Annotated in this window: 23 protein-coding genes; 12 read left to right on the top strand and 11 right to left on the bottom strand. The window is 59.4% G+C overall.

Features of this window, described 5'->3' with window-relative positions:
- Positions 1-209 precede the first annotated feature (209 nt).
- The 3 genes from ACEN8Z_RS22245 (at position 210) to sthA (ending at position 4,618) form a co-directional block, all read left to right on the top strand.
- Positions 210-1,673, top strand: a complete 1,464-nt coding sequence (locus ACEN8Z_RS22245) for a glyceraldehyde-3-phosphate dehydrogenase (protein WP_495595691.1) — start codon at positions 210-212, stop codon at positions 1,671-1,673.
- A 326-nt stretch (positions 1,674-1,999) separates the two neighbouring features.
- Complete coding sequence (locus ACEN8Z_RS22240; RefSeq protein WP_495595690.1) at positions 2,000-3,016, top strand: FAD:protein FMN transferase; 1,017 nt, start codon at positions 2,000-2,002, stop codon at positions 3,014-3,016.
- Between the two features lie 207 nt (positions 3,017-3,223).
- Positions 3,224-4,618, top strand: a complete 1,395-nt coding sequence (gene sthA, locus ACEN8Z_RS22235; RefSeq protein WP_007984277.1) for a Si-specific NAD(P)(+) transhydrogenase — start codon at positions 3,224-3,226, stop codon at positions 4,616-4,618.
- Between the two features lie 42 nt (positions 4,619-4,660).
- Here sthA and ACEN8Z_RS22230 read toward each other — a convergent pair whose 3' ends face one another.
- Together ACEN8Z_RS22230 and ACEN8Z_RS22225 are read right to left on the bottom strand one after the other, a co-directional pair.
- Positions 4,661-5,383 carry a glycerophosphodiester phosphodiesterase gene (locus tag ACEN8Z_RS22230; protein ID WP_007984279.1) on the bottom strand — a complete coding sequence of 241 codons (723 nt, stop codon included), beginning with the start codon at positions 5,381-5,383 and terminating at the stop codon, positions 4,661-4,663.
- 14 nt (positions 5,384-5,397) lie between these two features.
- On the bottom strand, positions 5,398-5,979 hold the full coding sequence (locus ACEN8Z_RS22225; RefSeq protein ID WP_495595689.1) for a PilZ domain-containing protein: 582 nt from the start codon (positions 5,977-5,979) through the stop codon (positions 5,398-5,400).
- A 94-nt stretch (positions 5,980-6,073) separates the two neighbouring features.
- Here ACEN8Z_RS22225 and ACEN8Z_RS22220 point away from each other — a divergent pair, with 94 nt between their 5' ends.
- From ACEN8Z_RS22220 to ACEN8Z_RS22210, 3 genes are all read left to right on the top strand, one after another.
- On the top strand, positions 6,074-7,324 hold the full coding sequence (locus tag ACEN8Z_RS22220; RefSeq protein ID WP_495595688.1) for a lipoprotein-releasing ABC transporter permease subunit: 1,251 nt from the start codon (positions 6,074-6,076) through the stop codon (positions 7,322-7,324).
- Between the two features lie 7 nt (positions 7,325-7,331).
- On the top strand, positions 7,332-8,015 hold the full coding sequence (gene lolD / locus ACEN8Z_RS22215; RefSeq protein ID WP_177323267.1) for a lipoprotein-releasing ABC transporter ATP-binding protein LolD: 684 nt from the start codon (positions 7,332-7,334) through the stop codon (positions 8,013-8,015).
- 63 nt (positions 8,016-8,078) lie between these two features.
- Positions 8,079-9,323: a lipoprotein-releasing ABC transporter permease subunit gene (locus tag ACEN8Z_RS22210; protein ID WP_495595687.1), complete on the top strand. Its 1,245-nt coding sequence runs from the start codon at positions 8,079-8,081 to the stop codon at positions 9,321-9,323.
- Between the two features lie 124 nt (positions 9,324-9,447).
- Here ACEN8Z_RS22210 and ACEN8Z_RS22205 read toward each other — a convergent pair whose 3' ends face one another.
- Both ACEN8Z_RS22205 and ACEN8Z_RS22200 read right to left on the bottom strand, forming a co-directional pair.
- Positions 9,448-10,797, bottom strand: coding sequence for a heavy metal sensor histidine kinase (locus ACEN8Z_RS22205; protein ID WP_495595686.1), 1,350 nt, complete (start codon positions 10,795-10,797; stop codon positions 9,448-9,450).
- On the bottom strand, positions 10,797-11,477 hold the full coding sequence (locus ACEN8Z_RS22200; RefSeq protein WP_495595685.1) for a heavy metal response regulator transcription factor: 681 nt from the start codon (positions 11,475-11,477) through the stop codon (positions 10,797-10,799). Before ACEN8Z_RS22200 ends, ACEN8Z_RS22205 begins: the two co-directional genes overlap by 1 nt.
- A 155-nt stretch (positions 11,478-11,632) precedes the next feature.
- Between ACEN8Z_RS22200 and copI the strand changes: the two genes are divergently transcribed.
- Positions 11,633-12,169 carry a copper-resistant cuproprotein CopI gene (copI, locus tag ACEN8Z_RS22195; protein ID WP_442096774.1) on the top strand — a complete coding sequence of 179 codons (537 nt, stop codon included), beginning with the start codon at positions 11,633-11,635 and terminating at the stop codon, positions 12,167-12,169.
- A 61-nt stretch (positions 12,170-12,230) separates the two neighbouring features.
- Positions 12,231-13,061, top strand: coding sequence for an NADPH-dependent 7-cyano-7-deazaguanine reductase QueF (gene queF, locus ACEN8Z_RS22190; RefSeq protein WP_495595684.1), 831 nt, complete (start codon positions 12,231-12,233; stop codon positions 13,059-13,061).
- A 106-nt stretch (positions 13,062-13,167) separates the two neighbouring features.
- Here the strand turns inward: queF and ACEN8Z_RS22185 are convergent, their stop codons facing one another.
- Positions 13,168-13,431, bottom strand: coding sequence for a DUF4404 family protein (locus ACEN8Z_RS22185; protein WP_495595683.1), 264 nt, complete (start codon positions 13,429-13,431; stop codon positions 13,168-13,170).
- Between the two features lie 122 nt (positions 13,432-13,553).
- On the bottom strand, positions 13,554-14,174 hold the full coding sequence (gene pcrP, locus ACEN8Z_RS22180; protein WP_495595682.1) for an HAD superfamily inactivated hydrolase PcrP: 621 nt from the start codon (positions 14,172-14,174) through the stop codon (positions 13,554-13,556).
- Between the two features lie 202 nt (positions 14,175-14,376).
- On the opposite strand from pcrP, the gene ACEN8Z_RS22175 reads away from it, so the two are divergent.
- The 3 genes from ACEN8Z_RS22175 (at position 14,377) to rssC (ending at position 17,118) form a co-directional block, all read left to right on the top strand.
- Positions 14,377-15,066, top strand: coding sequence for an MlaA family lipoprotein (locus ACEN8Z_RS22175; RefSeq protein ID WP_277536398.1), 690 nt, complete (start codon positions 14,377-14,379; stop codon positions 15,064-15,066).
- A gap of 388 nt (positions 15,067-15,454) precedes the next feature.
- Complete coding sequence (rssB, locus tag ACEN8Z_RS22170) at positions 15,455-16,636, top strand: two-component system response regulator RssB (RefSeq protein WP_033052723.1); 1,182 nt, start codon at positions 15,455-15,457, stop codon at positions 16,634-16,636.
- Complete coding sequence (rssC, locus tag ACEN8Z_RS22165) at positions 16,636-17,118, top strand: anti-sigma factor antagonist RssC (RefSeq protein WP_347907646.1); 483 nt, start codon at positions 16,636-16,638, stop codon at positions 17,116-17,118. The genes rssB and rssC overlap by 1 nt, the downstream gene beginning before the upstream one ends.
- Before the next feature lie 222 nt (positions 17,119-17,340).
- Here the strand turns inward: rssC and tal are convergent, their stop codons facing one another.
- Together tal and dusA are read right to left on the bottom strand one after the other, a co-directional pair.
- The gene (gene tal / locus ACEN8Z_RS22160) at positions 17,341-18,267 is read right to left on the bottom strand and encodes a transaldolase (RefSeq protein ID WP_150758837.1); all 927 of its coding nucleotides are present in this window, start codon (positions 18,265-18,267) and stop codon (positions 17,341-17,343) included.
- Positions 18,268-18,445: 178 nt separating this feature from the next.
- Positions 18,446-19,456 (bottom strand): tRNA dihydrouridine(20/20a) synthase DusA, encoded by a 1,011-nt coding sequence (gene dusA / locus ACEN8Z_RS22155; RefSeq protein ID WP_495595681.1) that lies wholly within the window; start codon positions 19,454-19,456, stop codon positions 18,446-18,448.
- A 102-nt stretch (positions 19,457-19,558) separates the two neighbouring features.
- Between dusA and ACEN8Z_RS22150 the strand changes: the two genes are divergently transcribed.
- A complete protein-coding gene (locus ACEN8Z_RS22150) occupies positions 19,559-20,683 on the top strand; it encodes a site-specific integrase (protein ID WP_495598177.1) in 1,125 nt (374 codons plus the stop codon).
- 1 nt (position 20,684) lies between these two features.
- On the opposite strand, the gene ACEN8Z_RS22145 is transcribed toward ACEN8Z_RS22150, so the two are convergent.
- The 3 genes from ACEN8Z_RS22145 to ACEN8Z_RS22135 all read right to left on the bottom strand — a co-directional run bounded on the left by ACEN8Z_RS22145 (position 20,685) and on the right by ACEN8Z_RS22135 (position 21,652).
- The gene (locus ACEN8Z_RS22145) at positions 20,685-20,960 is read right to left on the bottom strand and encodes a pyocin activator PrtN family protein (protein WP_150812445.1); all 276 of its coding nucleotides are present in this window, start codon (positions 20,958-20,960) and stop codon (positions 20,685-20,687) included.
- Positions 20,961-21,173: 213 nt separating this feature from the next.
- Positions 21,174-21,311 carry a hypothetical protein gene (locus tag ACEN8Z_RS22140; protein WP_495595680.1) on the bottom strand — a complete coding sequence of 46 codons (138 nt, stop codon included), beginning with the start codon at positions 21,309-21,311 and terminating at the stop codon, positions 21,174-21,176.
- A 38-nt stretch (positions 21,312-21,349) separates the two neighbouring features.
- Positions 21,350-21,652, bottom strand: a complete 303-nt coding sequence (locus ACEN8Z_RS22135; RefSeq protein WP_495595679.1) for a hypothetical protein — start codon at positions 21,650-21,652, stop codon at positions 21,350-21,352.
- Position 21,653: the final 1 nt, after the last annotated feature.

Below are 21,653 nucleotides of genomic sequence, written 5' to 3'. Positions count from 1 at the left end.
GTAGTGGCAAATACAACGAGTGTTACGGAGGGTTACGGATAAGGAGGCGTGACCTCCAAAAAATTGACTGCGCTGAAAGCCCCGGTTTTATTGGGCTGGCGCGAGGCGTAATTTTTTTGAACGACGATTTGTTACGTAAAGCACGACGGGCGCGCATTGCTACGGCTGTCACTCGGCGGCATAATGTAGCCCCTTTTTTCTGCCCCTACATGTGGAAGGTTCCCGTGACTCAGAAGCCCGACCAGTGTCTTGGTGAATGGATCGACCGTGAAGCACTCGCAGAAGCGATGATTCCGCTTATCGGTCAGCTTTACCGCAATAACAATGTGGTGAGCTCGATCTATGGCCGCAGCCTGATCAATCGTTCAGTCATTGCGATTCTCAAAGCTCACCGCTTTGCTCGTCACCGTCAGTCCGACGAAAGCGAGCTGTCCGTCCACGAAACATTCCCGCTGATCAAGGCGATGAGCGAGCTCAAGCTCGGCGCCGCTTCGGTGGACCTGGGCAAGCTGGCGGCCAAGTTCAAGGCCGAAGGCAATGGCCGTACTGCCGAGCAGTTCGTCCGTGAAGAACTGGCTGACGTGGTTGGCCAGCAAAACGCATCCGCCCGCAAAGGCACCGACGTTGTCCTGTACGGCTTCGGTCGCATCGGCCGTCTGCTGGCGCGCATCCTGATCGAGAAAACCGGTGGTGGCGACGGCCTGCGTCTGCGCGCCATCGTTGTCCGCAAGGGCGCCGAGAACGACCTGGTCAAACGTGCCAGCCTGCTGCGCCGCGACTCGGTCCATGGCCCGTTCGATGGCACCATCACCATCGATGAAGCCAACAGCACCATCACCGCCAACGGCAACCTGATCCAGGTTATCTACGCCAAGAGCCCGGCCGAAGTCGACTACACCCAGTACGGCATCGAAAACGCTCTGATCGTCGACAACACCGGTGTATGGCGTGACGCTGACGGTCTGGGCCAGCACCTGGCCTGCCCGGGCGCTGCCCGCGTGATCCTCACCGCACCTGGCAAGGGCGCGCTGAAGAACATCGTGCACGGCATCAACCATGGCGACATCAGCCCTGACGACAAGATCATCTCGGCGGCTTCCTGCACCACCAACGCCATCGTGCCGGTGCTCAAGGCAGTCAACGACAAGTACGGCATCGTCAACGGCCACGTCGAAACCGTTCACTCGTTCACCAACGACCAGAACCTGATCGACAACTTCCACAAGGGCAGCCGTCGTGGCCGCGCCGCGCCGCTGAACATGGTAATCACCGAGACCGGTGCCGCCACCGCAGCCGCCAAGGCGCTGCCAGTGCTCAAGGGCAAGCTGACCGGCAACGCGATTCGTGTTCCTACGCCGAACGTGTCGATGGCCATCCTGAACCTGAACCTGGAAAAGGCCACCACTCGCGAAGAGATCAACGAGTACCTGCGCCAGATGGCCATGCACTCGGATCTGCACAAGCAGATCGACTACGTGAGCTCCCAGGAAGTGGTTTCCACCGACTTCGTTGGCTCGCGCCACGCAGGCGTAGTGGACGCTGAAGCGACCATCACCCAGGACAACCGCGTTGTTCTGTACGTTTGGTACGACAACGAGTTCGGTTACAGCTGCCAGGTGGTTCGCGTGATGGAAGACATGGCCGGTGTAAACCCGCCAGCATTCCCGCGCTAAGCCTTAGCTGCAAATGAAAACGCCCCGACCCTGGTCGGGGCGTTTTTGTTTGTGGGTTTCTGTAGGAGCGAGCTTGCTCGCGAAAAAATCACAGGCGGCGCGGTTCTCCAGGCAGCACGCGTCATCATTCACGTCCTTCGCGGGCAAGCCCGCTCCTACAATGAACGCGCCCCGACCTTGGTCGGGGCGTTTTTGTTTGTGGGTTTGTCAGTAGGGATATGTTGCCTGTGCTGGCCTCATCGCGAGCAAGCCCACTCCCACATTTCTATCGCATAATGGCTGGCCTTGGCGGCGTGTCAGGGGAGGTTTTTGGGGGAGCTCGGGAATTGTTGATCAGGTGGCAGGGAGCGGTGTTTTTGCTGCTCGGCGCACTATCAGGTTGCGGCAACAGCGACACTCTGGAAACCTTCGGCGGCCCGACCATGGGCAGCACTTATTCGATCAAGTATGTGCGCCATGCCGGCCTTCCGGCGCCGGACGAAGTCCGCGTCCAGGTTGAGCAGATCCTCGCTGATGTCGACCGGCAAATGTCGACCTACCGTAGCGACTCGGACATCGAGCGTTTTAATGCATTGCCGGCCAACCGCTGTCAGGCAATGCCGGCGTCGATCCTCGAATTGGTCCGCGTAGGCGAGCAGCTGTCAGTGCAAAGTGAAGGCTCCTACGATCTGACGGTGGAGCCGTTGCTGAACCTCTGGGGATTTGGTCCGCAGGCCCGCGAGGAAAAAGTCCCGACCGCCGACGCGCTTGCCGAAGTCCGCAAGCGCGTCGGTCACGAACACCTGCATATCGATGGCGACACGTTGTGCAAGGACGCCGCCGTCGAGGTCGACTTCAACAGCATCGCCGCCGGTTATGCGGTGGACACGATTGCCGCAAGGCTCGAGGCGATGGGCATCCACGACTACCTCGCCGAGGCCACGGGCGAGCTCAAGGCGTCCGGCAAGAAGGCCGACGGTTCGCCATGGCGCATTGCACTGGAAGAGCCGCGGGATGACCTACAGGTGGCCGAGCGCGTCATTGTTGTCGACGGCTATGGCTTGTCCACCTCCGGCGATTACAGAAACTATTTCGAGCAGGGCGGACAGCGCTTTTCCCACACCTTCGACGCGCGGACCGGTTCTCCGGTCTTACACACACTGGCGTCCGTCACAGTGATTCATCCTTCAGCGTTGATGGCCGATGGCTTATCGACGCTGTTGCTGATTCTCGGTCCGGAACGCGGTTGGGACTACGCAGAAAAACACGATATCGGTGCATTTTTTGTGATTCGCGCCGATACAGGTTTCGTCACACGCAGCAGTCACGCTTTTGAACGCCTCAGTGGCAAAAAAACCGAGTGATTGCGGCAATTTGAGCATTGAAAACTGGCGTTCCAGTGCAGGCAAAAGTAGCCTACGACGCGACCAAGGGTTAATGTGCGCGGCGTTGACGCTTCTATAGACTGTGTCCGGGTTCTGCACTGGCCCCAAATTGTTCCTTCATGCCACGCATTGGCGTGATTTAGCCGCAGGTGCCGAGGGTGCCGCGGCCTGTTCTGAGGAGTACGCATGGCTGTCTACAACTACGACGTGGTGGTGTTGGGTTCCGGCCCGGCGGGGGAAGGCGCGGCAATGAACGCCGCCAAGGCAGGGCGCAAGGTGGCGATGGTCGATAGCCGTCGCCAGGTCGGCGGCAACTGCACTCACTTGGGCACCATCCCGTCCAAGGCACTGCGTCACTCGGTGCGGCAGATCATGCAATTCAACACCAACCCGATGTTCCGGGCCATTGGTGAGCCGCGCTGGTTTTCGTTCCCGGACGTGTTGAAAAGCGCCGAGAAAGTCATCTCCAAACAAGTCGCTTCGCGTACCGGCTACTACGCCCGTAACCGCGTCGACGTGTTCTTCGGCACCGGCAGCTTCGCTGACGAGCAAACCATCGAAGTGGTCTGCGCCAACGGCGTGGTCGAAAAACTGGTGGCCAAGCACATCATCATTGCTACCGGATCGCGTCCTTATCGCCCGGCGGACATCGATTTCCACCACCCGCGTATCTACGATAGCGACACCATCCTCAGCCTCGGCCACACCCCGCGCAAACTCATCGTTTATGGCGCCGGCGTGATCGGTTGCGAATACGCCTCGATCTTCAGTGGTCTGGGTGTACTGGTCGAGCTGGTGGACAACCGTGGTCAATTGCTGAGCTTCCTCGACTCGGAAATCTCCCAGGCCCTGAGTTATCACTTCAGCAACAACAACATCACCGTTCGCCACAACGAAGACTACGACCGCGTCGAAGGCGTGGACAACGGCGTGATCCTGCACCTCAAGTCCGGCAAGAAGATCAAGGCCGACGCCTTGCTCTGGTGCAACGGCCGTACCGGCAACACCGATCAGTTGGGTCTGGAAAACATCGGCGTGAAGGTCAACAGCCGTGGCCAGATCGAAGTCGACGAGGCATACCGCACCTGCGTGCCGAACATCTACGGTGCCGGTGACGTGATCGGCTGGCCGAGCCTGGCCAGTGCCGCCCACGACCAGGGCCGTTCGGCCGCTGGCAGCATCGTCGATAACGGTAGCTGGCGTTTCGTGAATGACGTGCCGACCGGCATCTACACCATTCCGGAGATCAGCTCGATCGGCAAGAACGAGCAGGAGCTGACCCAGGCCAAGGTGCCGTATGAAGTGGGCAAGGCGTTCTTCAAGAGCATGGCGCGGGCGCAGATCGCCGGTGAGCCGCAAGGCATGCTGAAGATCCTGTTCCACCGTGAAACCCTGGAAGTGCTGGGCGTTCATTGCTTCGGTTATCAGGCATCGGAGATCGTGCACATCGGTCAGGCGATCATGAACCAGCCGGGTGAACTGAACACGCTGAAGTACTTCGTCAACACCACGTTCAACTACCCGACCATGGCCGAAGCCTATCGGGTAGCGGCGTACGACGGCCTCAACCGGCTTTTTTGAGCGGCTCCGGCCGGTGGCCTGAGCCGGCCGGGGAGACCGATTTCAGCAATTCTCGAGCGTGGCGGTGGCCAAACCGGGAAAGTCTGTAATCAGGCTGTCAACGCCGAAGTCGGCGAGCCTGCGCATCAGCGCCGGCTCGTTGACGGTCCACACCGACACATGCAGCCCCTGACGCTGTGCCCTTTGCAGGCGTTCCGGCGTGCACAGGGTCCAGTTCAGCGCCAGAATCTCACAGCCATAGCTGGCCGCGACCTTCAGCGGGTCGAGCCAGGCGTACTCGGCCACCAGTCCGCGGGATACGTCCGGCACCAGTTCCAGCGCGGCCTTCAATACTTCCCGTGAACTCGACGTAATGGTCACCTTGTCCATCAGGCCATGACGCTGGACCATTTCACGAATCGCCAGCACGGTGGTCGCGGCACGCATCCGTGATGCGCTTTTGACTTCCAGTTGCCAGTGATCGAAGTCGCACTTCTCGAACAGTTCTTCCAGTGTCGGAATCGGGCATGGCTTGATCCAGCCCGGGCCGCCCTTGCGCGCGTCGTAAGTCACAAGCTCGGCCGCCGTGTGTTCGACGACTTTGCCGCGACGGTCGGTGGTGCGCTTGAGGGTCGGGTCGTGGATGACCATCAGCTCGCCGTCCATGGACAGATGCAGGTCCAGTTCGCAGCGACGCACGCCGTGCTTGAGACATTCCTGGAAGCTGGTCAGGGTGTTTTCCGGTGCTTCGCCCTTGGCGCCGCGATGGCCGTAGATGAGGGTCACGGTTCTTCCTTAAATTAATTGCCTGATTCGACTTGTTCGCGGGCCTGGCGTCGTTCCTGGGCCTGCTTTTGCAAGATGTGGCGGGCCAACAGTTGGCGCTGGGCGTCGGTCAGGTGTTCGAACTCGGTGCCGACGTCATACCTATCGCCCTTGCGCTCGCAATGGGTGACACGAGCGCGCAACAGCAGGCCCAGGGCTTGCGGCATCAGCACCAGCTTGACCGACAGGCGTGCGCCGGTGGCAATGGGCGATGGATGCTGAAAGCCGATGCCGCCTTCGGAGATGTTCACCGGCTGCGGTGCGCCGATTTGCCCGAGCGCGGTGATGGCGATCACCTGACTCAGCAAATCGATGCGTTTGTTCTGGGATTTGAGGAACGCCGTGATGTTCCGGTCGCGTTCGCTGATCTGGCGCAACAGGTGTTGCGACTCGAATTCGCTCAGGTGCAGTTCGCTGAGTAGGTTGAAGAGCGGGGAAGCATCCTGCAACACTTCATGGCCTGCGGCTTCGGGAGCGGACAGGGGCCGAATTTCCAGTGCGATCGTGTCCTCGATACGGTAGTATTCGCGGCGATCTTCTTCATCTAATGTCGACATGGCGAACCCATGGTAGCGGCGGTGGTCTGAGTGTAAAGCTGGTTATCGACCCCCGCCACAAGGACGTTCCTTTTCCCTCCGAACAAGCCCCGACATGTTCAGACCTCTCTTCGTATTTATCGGCACGCGTTACACCCGTGCAAAGCGTCGCAATCATTTTGTGTCATTCATTTCCCTGACTTCGATGATCGGGCTCGCCCTTGGCGTGGTCGTGATGATCGTGGTGCTGTCGGTGATGAACGGCTTCGATCATGAGATGCGCACCCGCGTGCTGGGCATGGTGCCCCACGCGACCATCGAGTCCGGCGAGCCGATCAGCGATTGGCAAAGCCTGGCGGCCAAGGTCAAGCAGAACCCGCAGGTGACGGCCGTTGCGCCGTTCACGCAAATGCAGGGGTTGCTGACCAACAACGGCAAGGTCTCGAAAGTCCTGCTCAATGCCATCGACCCGGCGCTAGAGCGTCAGGTGTCGATCATTGATCACTTCATGACCCAGGGCAAACTCGACGACCTGGTGCCGGGTGAATTCGGCATCGTCATCGGTGACAAGGCCGCGGCCAAGCTCGGTGCCGTGATCGGCGACAAGCTGACCTTCGTCGCCCCGGAAGTCACCGTGACCCCTGCCGGGATGTTCCCGCGCATGAAGCGCTTTACCGTGGTCGGCATTTTCCATGTCGGCGCCGGCGAGCTCGACGGCTATCTGGGTGTCACCAACCTGCAGGATCTGGCCCGGCTGCACCGCTGGAAACCGGATCAGGTCCAGGGCCTGCGCCTGAAGTTCGACGACCTGTTCCAGGCACCGCGCACCGCGTGGAGCATCGCCCGCGATCTCGGCGAAGACCGTTTCTACGCCCGCGACTGGACCCGCACCCACGGCAACCTGTACCAGGCGATCCGCATGGAAAAAGCCATGATCGGCCTGTTGTTGCTGCTGATCGTCGCGGTTGCTGCATTCAACATCATTTCCACATTGGTGATGGTGGTGAACGACAAGAAGGGCGACATCGCGATCCTGCGCACACTGGGCGCCACGCCGGGCACGATCATGCGCACGTTCATGGTGCAGGGTACGGTGATTGGCGTGGTCGGTACCGCGATCGGCGCCGTGGTCGGCATCTTCGCCGCACTGAATGTCAGCGCCGCGATCTCGGCCCTCGAAGGCTTGATCGGGCACAAGTTCCTCAACGCCGACGTGTACTTCATCGATTACCTGCCCTCGCAAGTGCAGAGCCAGGACGTCGTGATGGTCTGCTCTGCGGCGTTGGTCCTGAGTTTCCTCGCCACCCTGTATCCAGCCTGGCGTGCCGCGCGCACCCAGCCTGCGGAGGCGCTACGTTATGAGTGAGTCGGGCATGAGTGATAAAGCAATCTTGAGCTGCCGCAGCCTGGGCAAGTCCTACGAGGAAGGCCCGGAATCGGTGGAAGTGTTGGCCGGCCTGCAACTGGAGTTGCACCCGGGAGAGCGTGTGGCGATTGTCGGCAAGTCCGGCTCGGGCAAAAGTACCTTGCTCAATCTGCTGGGCGGCCTCGATACACCGACCAAGGGCAGCGTCTGGCTCGATGGCGAAGAACTGTCGGCGCTGAGCGAGAAGAAACGCGGCCTGCTGCGTAATCGCGCCCTTGGCTTCGTGTACCAGTTCCACCACCTGTTGCCGGAATTCACCGCCCTGGAAAACGTCTGCATGCCGCTGCTGATCGGCAAGACTGCGATCCCGGAAGCGCGCCAGCGTGCCACGGCGTTGCTGGAGCGGGTAGGGTTGGGCCATCGCCTGGAACACAAACCGGCCGAATTGTCCGGCGGTGAGCGTCAGCGCGTGGCCATCGCCCGCGCCCTGGTGAACACACCGGGCCTGGTGATGCTCGACGAGCCGACCGGCAACCTCGACTCTCACACTGCCCAGGGGATCCAGGACTTGATGCTGGAGCTCAGCACCTCGATGCGCACGGCGTTCCTGGTGGTGACCCACGACATGAACCTGGCCCGCCAGATGGATCGCGTCCTGCACTTGCAGGAAGGTTGCCTCACTCCCATCTGATTGGCCGAAACCCGATGTCTGAAAAGGTGTCGGGTCTTTTATTTCCATACGGTGCCCCAGCGAATGTTCAGACCGTTATCGATCTTTATCGGCACGCGCTATACCCGCGCCAAGCGCCGCAATCGCTTTGTATCCTTCATCTCGATGACGTCGATGATCGGCCTCGCCCTCGGCGTGCTGGCGATGATCGTGGTGCTATCGGTGATGAACGGCTTCCAGCGCGAAATGAGCTCGCGCATCCTCGGCATGGTGCCGCATGCCACCATCGTCGGCGTCAATCCGATTGATGACTGGAAGCCCGTGGCAGCGGCGGCGATGAAAAACCCGGAAGTGACGGCGGCGGTGCCGTTCACCGAGATGGAAGGCATGCTGTCCTACAAGGGCACGATGCAACCCATCCAGGTCAGCGGTGTCGACCCGGCGCTGGAAGGCCAGGTGTCGATCGTCGCCAAGCACATCGTTCAGGGAAGCCTCGAAGCCCTGAAGCCGGGCGAATTCGGCGTGGTGATCGGCGAGATCACGGCGCGCCGTTTCCGCTTGAACGTCGGCGACAAGATCACCCTGATCGTGCCGGAAGTCAGCAACGCACCGGGCGGCATTACCCCGCGCATGCAACGGCTGAATGTGGTCGGCGTGTTCAAGGTCGGTGCCGAGCTGGATGGCACCATGGCCCTGATCCACATGGCCGATGCCGCGCAGATGCAACACTGGGAGCCGACTCAGGTGCAGAGCGTGCGCCTGGCGGTGAAGGACCTGTATGCCGCGCCGCAAGTGTCGAGCGACATCGCCACGGGGCTGGGCGCCGCCTACAAGGCTGACGACTGGACCCATACCCAGGGCAGCCTGTTCAGTGCGATGAAAATGGAAAAAACCATGATCGGCCTGCTGTTGCTGATGATCGTCGCGGTGGCCGCCTTCAACATCATCGCGACCCTGATCATGGTGGTGAACGACAAGGGCGCGGACATCGCGATCCTGCGCACCATCGGCACCACGCCGCGGCAGATCATGGCGATCTTCATGGTGCAGGGCACGGTGATCGGGATTGTCGGCACTCTGATCGGCGGTGTGTTGGGGGTGATTGCCGCGCTGAACGTCAGCGAGATGGTGGGCTGGATCGAGCGGGTCAGCGGGCAGCACATCTTCAGTTCCGACGTGTATTTCGTCAGCAACCTGCCGTCCGAGCTGCAAGGCGCGGATGTGGCGCTGATCTGCACGGCGGGCTTTGTCTTGAGCTTCCTGGCCACGGTTTACCCGGCATGGCGGGCGGCGAAGATCGAGCCGGCTCATGCGTTGCGGTATTCGTAAGCCGTTACACCGCTTTCGCGAGCAAGCCCGCTCCCACAGGGATCTGCGTCGTACACAGATTATGTGAACGCCACAAAACACTGTGGGAGCGGGCTTGCCCGCGAAGGGGCCGGTACTACTGGCCTCAATCCCCCCTTGGCAACTCAATCACAAACCGCGTCCACCCATTCTCCGATTCGCAACGAATCTGCCCGCCATGGGCGCGGATGATCGATCGGGTGATCGCCAACCCCAATCCTGCATGTTCACTGCTGCCTTCACGGCGCGCTGGATCTGCACGGTAGAAGCGGTCAAATAGCCGCGGCAGTAACTGTGCGTCTATTGCGCTACCTGTGTTTTCGACGCTCAATCTCAGGTCATTCGCTTGCTCGACAATGTTTACCCGAACCTCGCCATCGACGGGGGTAAAACGTAGCGCGTTATCCAGTAAGTTGGACAATGCTCGCCTCAACATACTGCGGTCGCCTTCCAGGCACCCATGGCCTTCCCGTGCGAGCGTCACCTGCGCGTCTTCCGCCAGCGGCGCAAAAAACTCCAGTAACAGATCCGCTTCCTGTCCCAGCTCCAATGGCTCGCGTTTGGGGATCAACAATCCATGATCAGCCTTGGCCAGATAGAGCATGTCGTTGACCAGTTGTGCCATCCATTGCAGTTCTTCGAGGTTGCTGTGCAGGGCTTCGCGGTAGTCCTCGATGGGGCGAGGGCGGGTGAGGGTGACCTGGGTGTGGGTCAGCAGGTTCGACAATGGCGTGCGCAGTTCATGGGCGATGTCGGCAGAGAACGCGGACAGGCGCTGAAACGAGTCGTCGAGGCGTCCGAGCATGGCGTTGAAGTTGTGGGCCATTTCCGCCAGTTCCGGTGGCATGTTTTCTTCAGGCAACCGCGAGTTCAGCGATTGCGCGGAGACACCGCTGGCCACCGCACTGATCCGCCGCAACGGACGCAAGCCGCTGCGTGCCGCCCAGGCGCCAAGCAACGCGGTGGCCAGGGCTGACAGGCCGACGGTCAGCCAGATCAAATGCTGCATGCGTTGCAGAAAGTGCTGGTGGTGGGTGATGTCCAGCAGCAAGGTCAATTGCGGTGAGTCGGGTTTGTCAGGGAAAAGTAGCGCATTCAGGACTCGGTAGTCCGTGCCTTCATGGCTCACCGTCGACAATCCGGGCTGACGCGGCAATGCCTGCGGAATGTTCGTCGAGCTGTCATACCTGCGCTGGCCGTCGCTGCCGGTGATTCGCAGGGACAGATCAGCTTGCCGGCTCAATTCCTCGGCCAGTTTCACTTCGCTGTCGCTCGACTGAACGTCGTGCAGGGCCCGGCGCAGGCCAATCAGCTTGCCGTCCAGCAGTTGCTGGTCAAGCTCAACGAAGTGCGCCTCACTGGCGCGGCTGAACAGCACCCCGGCGAACAACGACACCACGGCGGTGCACGCGGCAAACAGCAGTGCCAGGCGGTTGCTCAAGGACAGGCGGCGCATCAGGCGGGGCGCTCTTCAAGGACGTAACCCATGCCGCGCACGGTGTGGATCAGTTTGTTGGGGAATTCATCGTCGATCTTCAGGCGCAGGCGACGGATCGCGACCTCGATGACATTGGTGTCGCTGTCGAAATTCATGTCCCAGACCTGGGACGCAATCAGCGACTTGGGCAAGACTTCGCCCTGGCGGCGCAAGAGCATTTCCAGCAGGGCGAATTCCTTGGCGGTCAGGTCGATACGCTGCCCGTTGCGTTCGACCCGGCGACGGATCAGGTCCAGGCGCAAATCGGCCAGCTGCAAGCTGGTTTCCTGCGGCGTGGCGCTGCCGCGACGCAACAGGCTGCGGACCCGGGCCAGCAGTTCGGAGAAGGCAAACGGCTTGACCAGATAATCGTCGGCGCCCAGTTCGAGGCCGTGAACCCTGTCCTCCACGGCGTCACGGGCGGTCAGAAATAGTACCGGCGTGTCCAGGCCGGCACTGCGCACCGCTTGCAGAATCTGCCAGCCATCACGACCGGGCAGCATCACATCGAGAATCAGCAGGGCATATTCGCCGCTGAGGGCCAATTGCTGACCGGTGTTGCCGTCGGCCACCAGTTCCGTGTTGAATCCGGCCTCGGCCAGGCCCTGGCGCAGGTAATGGCCGGTTTTCGGTTGGTCTTCGACGATCAGCAGTTTCATGGGCGACTCATGGCAATTGGAACGAACGCTTTATACCGTGGGCAGCGTTCTTACAGGGCAACCTGACAAAGTTGTAATCTGGCTGTCAGGTTGCGGGCAGTGGCAGCAGTTTAGAGTTTTGCGCATGCTGAGCCTTATCTTGTTGGAGTATGACGATGTTTTTACGCAAATCCGTGGCGCCAATCCTGTGTTTGCTGGCGCTGAGTTCACCGGTGTGGGCGGACGCCGGGCAGACCTACGATTTCGGCCAACCGGCCCCGGCGGCCAAGGCGACCCGCAGTGTCGAGGTGGTCATGGGTGATATGTCCTTCACGCCGAAGTCCCTCGACATCAAGGCCGGGGAAACCGTGCGCTTCGTGCTGGTCAATAAAGGCCAGTTGTTGCATGAGTTCAATCTGGGTGATGCGGCGATGCATGCCAAACACCAGCAGGAAATGTTGCAGATGCAACAGAGCGGCATGCTGACGCCGACCGGCATGAAGGCAATGGATCACGGCAACATGGCGGGTATGGATCACAGCAAAATGGACCACGGCATGAAGCATGACGACCCGAACAGCGTACTGGTGGAGCCGGGCAAGACCGCCGAGCTGACCTGGACCTTCAGCAAGGCCACCAGCCTTGAGTTTGCCTGCAACATCCCCGGTCATTACCAGGCCGGCATGGTCGGCAAACTGACTGTCAGTCAGTAAGCACTCAAAGGCGGGAGCAAAGGCTGATAGAATCCGCTGATTCTTCAGTCAGGTTTCCGCCATGCATCCCGCAGCCGAACACTCGCCGCTGGGCAAGTCCAGCGAATACATCGCCACCTACACGCCGTCCTTGCTGTTCCCGATCCCGCGTACCGCGAAGTGGGCGGAACTGGGCCTGACGGCTGAAACCCTGCCGTATAAAGGCGTGGACTTCTGGAACTGCTTCGAACTGTCTTGGTTGCTGCCTTCGGGCAAGCCCGTGGTGGCGATCGGCGAATTCAGCATTCCGGCGGATTCGCCGAACATCATCGAGTCGAAGTCGTTCAAACTGTACCTCAACTCCCTGAATCAGACGCCGTTTGCCGATACCGCGAGCCTTGAGGCGACGCTGGTCGAGGATTTGTCGGCGGCTGCCGGCAAGCCGGTGGGCGTGCGCATTCGCAGTCTCCAGGAGGTCGAGAGCGAAGGCGTCGTGGCCTTGCCGGGCGTGTGCATCGATGAACTGGATATCAGCGTCAGCAATTACGAGCATCCACGGCCGGAACTGCTGCGTTGCGATGATTCGCGCATTGTCGAGGAGAGCGTGCACAGCCATTTGCTCAAGTCCAACTGCCCGGTCACCAGCCAGCCGGACTGGGGCAGCGTGGTGGTGGAGTACCGTGGCGCGGCGCTGGATCACGCTAGCCTGCTCGAGTACATCGTCAGCTTCCGTCAGCATTCGGACTTCCATGAACAGTGCGTGGAGCGGATCTTTCTCGACCTGCAGCGGTTGCTCAAGCCGGAGAAACTGACGGTGTATGCGCGTTATGTGCGTCGTGGCGGGCTGGATATCAACCCGTATCGCAGTACTGAAACCGTTCAACTGCCGAACCACCGCCTGGTCCGCCAGTAACGATTACCTGTAGGAGCGAGCTTGCTCGCGATGGAGTGTCAGTCGACATCAATGTATCTGACACTCCCTCGCGAGCAAGCTCGCTCCTACATTGCATTCGGTGGGTTCAGATTCCCATGCTGACCAGCGATTGCACGATATTGCGCAAGGTCGCGGCAATGGTCGGGTGAGCGACTTCGAAGCGCTCCACGGCCAGGTTGACGCCATCGGCGAGGCTGGAATCCTGGGTTTTGGTTTCAAGCTCAAGCTTCAATTCAATCTGCTGCATGAGCTCGTACAGTTCGGCGCGTTCTTCTTCAGACAACGGAGGATTCTGGTCCAATTGCTCGCGCAGGGCATTGAGCTGTTCTTGCAGTTCGCGGGCAGGCATGGCGTTCTTCCTTCTATCGATAGGCACTGGCATAGACCATGGCGGCTCGCCAAGGCGGCACACCAAAGGTCGATGGCTGACCTTTAGATTAATCCACTCGCGAGCAACCTGCATGATCTCGGTCAGGGCTTTTCGCCCTTGAGTCGACGCAGGCTGATATCGGCCAGGCAGGTGTCGAGTTCACCGAGGTGATCGATCACCGAATGCACGCCCAGACCGAACAGTTGCATCGTCGCCTTGGCGCGTTTGATGTCGCGCTCCTGCGGGGTCAACGCTTGCCATTGCCGGGGCGTCATCCCGCACAGCGAGCCGCAGGACGCCAGACCGATGGTCCACAACCCGGCATTGAGCCCCGATTGCAGCAGGCGAGGTTCGCCGCTCACCAGTACGCAGCCGTCGAGTCGCTCGACGTTCAGGGTCATCAAGGCTTGCCAGCAGGCGTTCGGGGCGGGCCATGGATTGTTTGTTGCTGGATGTTGCGAAGGTTTGATCCAATCCGGCAGCGCCGCGGCCAGGGATTGGCTGAGGGCCGGGGGCAGTTCGTCGAGCCAGGCGCAGGGGATTTGCTGGCGCTGCAAGCTGCGCAGGCTATCCAGTGCGCCGGGTGTGGCCTCGGCGTGTTCAGCCAAGTGACTGCCGTGCCGGTGCGTATGAGCGCCGAAATCCACCAGGCAGCCACTGAGGCCGAACAGTACGGCGGTCAGGCTGGGTGCAGCTTGGGGCAAGGCTTCGGCGAGCGGCATGTGGACGTCCCTGAAATAGCCTGAAGGCTAGCGGGCGACGGTGACAGTTGAGTGACATGGATGTGAATCGCTCACATTTGGCACGATTGCTTCGGTGTGGATTACGTGCAAAGTGCCTTAAACGGCGTTTACGTCTTATACTTGCCAACTTATTGCCCGGGCCAGGCGCCCGAGCCAGTACAAACCAAGGAGTTTTATTTCTATGCGCTGGAGCAATCATCTAGCCAGGATTTGTGTGTGCGCCAGTGTGTTGCTGGTTCCGTTCGTTGCCCAGGCAGCCACGGAAGAGGATCCTTGGGAAAGCGTCAACCGCCCGATTTACAAGTTTAACGACGTGATCGACACCTACGCGCTGAAGCCCCTGGCCCAGGGCTACCGGTACGTGACGCCGCAGTTTGTCGAAGACGGCGTTCACAACTTCTTCCGGAACATCGGCGATGTGCGCAACCTGGCGAACGATATCCTGCAGGCCAAACCTCGCGCCGCAGGCGTTGATACCGCGCGGATCATTTTCAACACCACCTTCGGCTTGTTGGGCGTCATTGATGTCGGCACGAAAATGGGCCTGCAGCGCAATGACGAAGACTTCGGTCAGACGCTGGGTTACTGGGGTGTCGGCAGCGGCCCTTATGTGATGCTGCCTTTGCTGGGGCCAAGTACCTTGCGTGATGCGCCATCCAAGTACGTCGACAGCTACACCGGCGCTTATCGTTATGTAAACGACGTTCCGGTGCGTAACTCGTTCTACGCCCTGGACATCATCGATACCCGGGCCAACCTGCTATCGAGCGAGAAGCTGATCACCGGCGACAAGTACACCTTTATTCGTAATGCGTACTTGCAGAACCGTGAGTTCAAGGTGAAGGACGGTCAGGTCGAAGACGATTTTTAACGTCGACCGGTAAATTGAGAAGGCGGCCATCAAGGCCGCCTTTTTTGTCTTCGAAGACCCGCATGCGGATGAAATCGCGCTTTTCGCTGTCGTCCCGACCGGTTTGACTCATGGAATCGATCCTTCCATTGGGTTACGGATTTGCCTGTTCTTATAACTCTCTGTGATTTGACAAATAAAGACGTCAAGCGACCATCGGCGTGAGCTTGAAACGCCCCGCGGATGGGAGTACCGTCTGCGCCTTAGAAGGGCACCTCTGGTGTACATGTGTGTAGGGCAAATGCCCGAAAGCGGTGCGACAGAGAGGCTAGAAAGCGAATCCAGTAGTCAGCGCCGGGCCAAAGTCCCCGCCTGCTACGCCAACCTAATTCTGGCGCCGTTTGCCCACATGCCAAAAACCAGTGCCACGCTGCTGATAATCGATGATGACGAAGTAGTGCGCGCGAGCCTCGCCGCCTATTTGGAAGACAGTGGTTTCAGCGTCTTGCAGGCCAGCAATGGTCAGCAGGGTCTTCAGGTATTCGAGCAAGACAAGCCCGACTTGGTTATCTGCGATCTGCGCATGCCGCAGATGGGCGGACTCGAACTCATTCGCCAGGTGACCGAACTGTCGCCGCAAACGCCGGTGATCGTGGTGTCGGGTGCGGGCGTGATGAACGACGCGGTCGAAGCCCTGCGCCTGGGCGCGGCGGACTACCTGATCAAGCCTCTCGAAGATCTGGCTGTGCTCGAGCACTCTGTGCGCCGGGCCCTGGATCGCGCGCGCCTGCTGCTGGAGAACCAGCGTTACCGCGAGAAGCTGGAAAAGGCCAACCGCGAGCTCGCCGCCAGCCTGAACCTGCTCCAGGAAGACCAGAACGCCGGTCGCCAGGTGCAGATGAACATGCTGCCGGTCAGCCCCTGGACCATCGACGAGCTAAAATTTGCTCACCAGATCATCCCGTCGCTGTACCTGTCGGGTGATTTTGTCGACTACTTCCGGGTCGACGAGCGCCGGATAGCCTTTTACCTGGCGGACGTTTCCGGTCATGGCGCCTCTTCAGCCTTCGTCACCGTGCTGTTGAAGTTCATGACCACGCGCTTGCTGTTCGAATCCAGGCGCAGCGGCACCTTGCCGGAGTTCAAGCCTTCAGAGGTTCTTGGTCATATCAACCGGGGCCTGATCAGTTGTAAGCTGGGTAAACACGTCACAATGGTCGGTGGAGTCATCGACGAGGAGACCGGTTTGTTGACCTATAGCATCGGCGGTCATTTGCCGTTGCCTGTGTTGTACACGCCAGACAGTGTTCGTTATCTGGACGGGCGTGGTCTGCCGGTGGGCCTCTTCAACGAAGCCACCTATGAAGATCACGTACTGGAACTGCCGCCGACCTTCAGCCTGACGCTGATGTCCGATGGCATTCTGGACCTTTTGCCAGAACCCACACTCAAAGAAAAAGAGGCGGCATTGCCCCAACGGGTCAAGGCTGCGGGCGGCACCCTGGATGGGTTGCGGCAGGTTTTTGGATTGGCCACGCTAGGGGAGATGCCGGATGATATCGCCCTGTTGGTGTTGAGCAGGAATCTTTGATGAGTACCGGTAGAATCCAGTTCGCCGAGCAGGATGGCACCTTCGTCCTGAAGTTCGTCGGTGAAGTTCGCCTGACCCTGTGTTCGGCGTTGGATGCGACTATTGAGCGGATCTTCAGCGCGTTGAACTTCAACGCGATCGTGATCGATCTGACCGAAACCCGCAGTATCGACAGCACTACACTTGGCCTGCTGGCCAAACTGTCGATCCTGTCGCGGCAGAAAGTCGGCCTGCTGCCGACCGTCGTCACCACCCACGAAGACATCACGCGGCTGCTGCAGTCCATGGGCTTCGAGCAGGTGTTCAACATCGTTGACCAGCCTGTACCGTGCCCGGAATGCCTGGACGACCTGCCAGACCAGGATCAGTCCGAAGAAGTGGTGCGGATCAAAGTGCTCGAAGCGCACAAGATCCTCATGGGCCTGAACGACACCAATCGTGAAGCCTTCCATGACCTGGTGAATGCGCTGGAGCGACACTGATCCCTTGAGGTGATGCTGTCTTGTCTGGCTAAACACAGATTCGCCATTCACCACAATCCACCGTGGGAGCGGCGGTGCGGCGATCCGACTTGCCCGCTCCACAGTGGTTTTGCACTGAGCGCACGATTCGATTTCAACCCACAATCCCTGTGAGTGCGAGATTACTGACAAAAAAGGGCGAACCCACCAAGGTTCGCCCTTTTTGCATTACACCCACTCAGTTCACAGCTTGGCCTGCAACAACGCCTCAAGCTTCTCCTGATCCCGCGCGAACTGACGAATGCCTTCAGCCAGTTTCTCGGTCGCCATCGCATCTTCGTTGGACTGCCAACGGAACTGCGACTCGTTGAGGCTCAGGCGCGCTTCACCGGCATGGCCAGGCGCCAGTTTGCGCTCAAGCTTGCCGGTATCCGCTGCCAGCTTGTCGATCAGGTCCGGGCTGATGGTCAGGCGGTCGCAGCCGGCCAGTTGCTCGATCTGGCCCAGATTGCGGAAGCTCGCCCCCATGACCACGGTCTTGTAGTCATTGGCCTTGTAGTAGTTGTAGATGCGCGTCACCGACTGCACGCCCGGATCGTCCGCGCCGGTGTAGTCGTTGCCGTTGGCTTTCTTGTACCAGTCATAGATACGACCCACGAACGGCGAAATCAGGAACACCCCGGCGTCGGCACAGGCGGCTGCCTGGGCGAAGGAGAACAGCAGGGTCAGGTTGGTCTGGATGCCTTCCTTTTCCAGGATTTCGGCAGCGCGGATGCCTTCCCAGGTGGATGCGATCTTGATCAGCACGCGGTCGCGGCCAATACCGGCCTTGTCGTACAGCTCGATCAGGCGATGCGCACGCTTCAACATGGCGTCAGTGTCGAACGACAGGCGCGCATCGACTTCGGTGGAAATACGGCCCGGGATCACTTTCAGGATTTCTTGCCCCACGGCCACGCCAAAACGGTCGCTGGCCAGGCCCACATCGCCCTTGCAGTCGTTGACGCTGGCGTTCAGCAGCCCGGCATACGCAGGAATGGCCGCGGCCTTGAGCAGCAGGGAAGGGTTGGTGGTGGCGTCCACCGGTTTAACGCGAGCGATAGCTTCGAAGTCGCCGGTGTCGGCAACCACGGTGGTCATTTGTTTGAGTTGTTCCAGCTTGGAAGTCATGTGCGTGCTCTGTCCTGTGGGTCTTATGACATTACCCGAGCGCTGACAGCCACTCAAGGGCGTGTATGTGTATCAATGCCCCCTGTGGCAACAACCTGAAAACGGATGTTTGAAAGGTGGGGCGCGGTATCGAAGAATACGATGCCGAAACGCCTCACAGGTTCAACGAGACCGACCGTTAACGCCCTTCGAGCAGCGCCGCCGCCTGATCCAGCAGCGCCAACGGATCTTTCGCCTTGTGAATATCCACCGACAACAGCTGCCGGAACTTGCGCGCCCCCGGAAATCCGGTGCCCAGGCCCAGTACGTGGCGGGTGATGTGGTGCATGGAACCACCGGCATCGATATGCGCCGCGATGTAAGGCCGCAACTGCGCCAGGGCTTCGGCGCGGCTGATCACTGGGGCCGTGCTGCCAAACAGCTGTTGATCCACTTCAGCCATCACATAAGGGTTGTGATAAGCCTCACGGCCCAGCATCACGCCATCGAACGTCTGCAAATGCTCATGGCATGCCTCCAGCGTCTTGATCCCGCCGTTGAGAATGATCTCCAGCTCAGGAAAGTCCGCCTTCAACCTCGCCGCCACGTCATAGCGCAGAGGCGGAATGTCCCGGTTCTCCTTTGGCGACAACCCCTCCAGAATCGCAATCCGCGCGTGTACGGTAAAACTGGTGCACCCGGCATCCCGCACGGTGTCGACGAAATCACACAACTCTTCGTAGCTGTCCCGCCCGTTGATCCCGATCCGATGCTTCACCGTCACCGGAATCGACACCGCATCGCGCATCGCCTTCACACAATCGGCCACCAACTGCGGATGCCCCATCAGGCACGCGCCGATCATATTGTTCTGCACCCGATCACTCGGGCAGCCGACATTCAGGTTCACCTCGTCGTAACCATGCTCCTGCGCCATCCGCGCGCAAGCAGCCAGGTCCAGAGGAACACTGCCACCGAGTTGCAGGGCGAGCGGGTGTTCGGCTTCGTTGTGACGCAGGAAACGGTCGTGGTCACCGTTGAGAAGCGCGCCAGTGGTGACCATTTCGGTGTAGAGCAGGGCGTTTTTCGACAGCAGGCGCAGGAAGAAGCGGCAGTGGCGGTCAGTCCAATCCATCATAGGTGCAACGGAGAACCGCCGAGACAGCGTAGAGCTTGAATTTACTGGGGATGTAGCTGATTTCTGTACCATTTTACTCTACGTGTTTTATGCCGGTTTTCAGGGGTAAATGGGCGTTTTTGAGAGGTCATTGGTACAATGTACCAACCCCTTTCACAATTGTACCAGTTGACCATGGCCACGATCAGAGCACGGAAACGCACCGACGGCAGCATCAGTTACACGGCACAGATACGCCTGTTTCGCGATGGAGCGCAAGTTTACCAAGAGAGCCAGACCTTCGCCCGAAAACAGGCCGCCCAGGCTTGGGTTCGAAAGCGCGAGACCGAACTGGACCAGCCTGGCGCCATCGAGCGGGCAAACCGCCAAGGCGCTACGGTCAAGGAAATGATCGAACGTTACCTGGCCGAGATGGAAAAAGTCCGCCCCTTGGGCAAAACCAAGCAAGCAACGCTCAAAGCAATCAGTGAGTCGTACCTGGGCAAGCTCAACGACCAGGACATCAACAGTCAGCAGTTGGTCGAGTATGCGCTGTGGCGCATGGGCAAAGAGGGCGGAAGCGTCCAACCTCAGACGGCCGGTAACGATCTGGCCCATCTTGGCGCAGTACTTTCGATTGCCCGGCCGGCATGGGGGTATGAAGTTGACCCGCATGCAATGGCGGATGCCCGAAAGGTGCTGAAGAAGCTCGGCTACAACATGAAAAGCCGTGAGCGTGACCGGCGGCCTACCCTGGAAGAGTTGGACAAACTCCTGACGCACTTTCGTGGGATTCAATCCCGCCGCCCCACTTCGATCAACATGCTCAAACTGACCGGGTTTGCATTGTTCTCAACCCGTCGTCAGGAAGAGATTACGCGCATTTTGTGGGCGGATCTGGACGAGGAAGGCCGGCGGGTGTTGGTGCGCGACATGAAGAACCCCGGCCAGAAGATCGGCAACGACGTTTGGTGCCATCTACCGCCCGAGGCCTGGGCCATTCTTCAAACAATGCCGAAATCGCTACCGGAGATTTTTCCGTACAGCGCTGAATCTGTGTCCACGTCCTGGACCAGGGCTTGCAAGATCTTGGGTATCGAGGATCTGCACTTCCATGACTTGCGCCATGAAGGTGTCAGTCGACTGTTTGAGATGGACTGGGATATTCCGCGAGTCGCCAGTGTCTCGGGACACAGGGATTGGAATTCGATGCGCCGTTATACCCATCTACGCGGTCGCGGCGACATCTACGCGAATTGGAAATGGTTGAAAAAAGTCCTACAGGCGCCCGTGAAGTTGGGCGCCAGGACATTGAAGTAGTTTAACTACCTCGCGGTGTGCTGTTCAGCTGATTACTCTCTTTAATTGCTGCTGCGCGTTGAGCATCGAGGTATTCAGCGAGGTCCGTGATATGGATTCCTTTCGCACTCTTTTGGCTTGGTTCTAATCGAGTAATTGGGATCTTTATCTGGCCTGCCAGCACCTTGCGTTGAAACATTTCGGTGGTGAGGTGCGTGAAATAGTCGCTGCAGACTCGCGCCAACGGAATGATGGCTTGACCGTCGTATTGGGCAAGAAGCACGAAAAACGTTTTCATCTCGGCATTCCCTCATAAATAGCTTCCATCTTTTTTTTGTGAGCCAGGCATACGGCTGGGCACGCTTGTGTAGTCCTTCTGCCAACTGAAAACGTGTTCGTGATAGCCTCGGCGGCGCCATCGTTGAAGGTTTGGGCTTGCATGGTTCTCTCCTTTCAGTGGTGGTCGGTGTCGAGGGGTTGCAGCCCCTCGGCACCACTTCCAGTTACTTCGTTACTTAGCGAGCCAGATCAGTACGTCAGGTACCTGAATGGCCGTGACAGCGATCAGTGCGACGGTTGCGATCGTGCTGAGCAGGTTGCTCAACAATTCCCTGCCACCCTGTTGGGCTGTTTCGTTGGTGCGCTGCATGGTTCTCTCCTTTCAGTGGTTGCCGGTTGCAGCCGGCGCTACATGTCGCTGTCTGGTTTTCGCACCAGGTGCAGCTCCAAGCCGTCAAATTCGTGGTTGTCCTCAGTGCTCGATTGCCAATCCAGTACTGCCTGGATCTGCTGTCGCGAGCAGTTCAGGACCAAAATCTCGCGCTGACCGTCTGCTGCCCGAACCTCCAAGATGTCAACGAGTCCATCAGCACCGTAGGCATCGGCCTGCACGGTTTTCCGGTGATCGTTGCCCATTTGATTCAGCAGCTCGGTGACGCGGTCCTGCAGGGATGTCGATGTGTCACTTCCGGCGAGTACTTGAATTTGCATT

The organism is Pseudomonas sp. Pseusp10 (genome assembly GCF_059492225.1).
The sequence above is the reverse complement of the archived record's forward strand: the minus strand, read 5'-3'. Positions and strand labels throughout refer to the sequence as shown.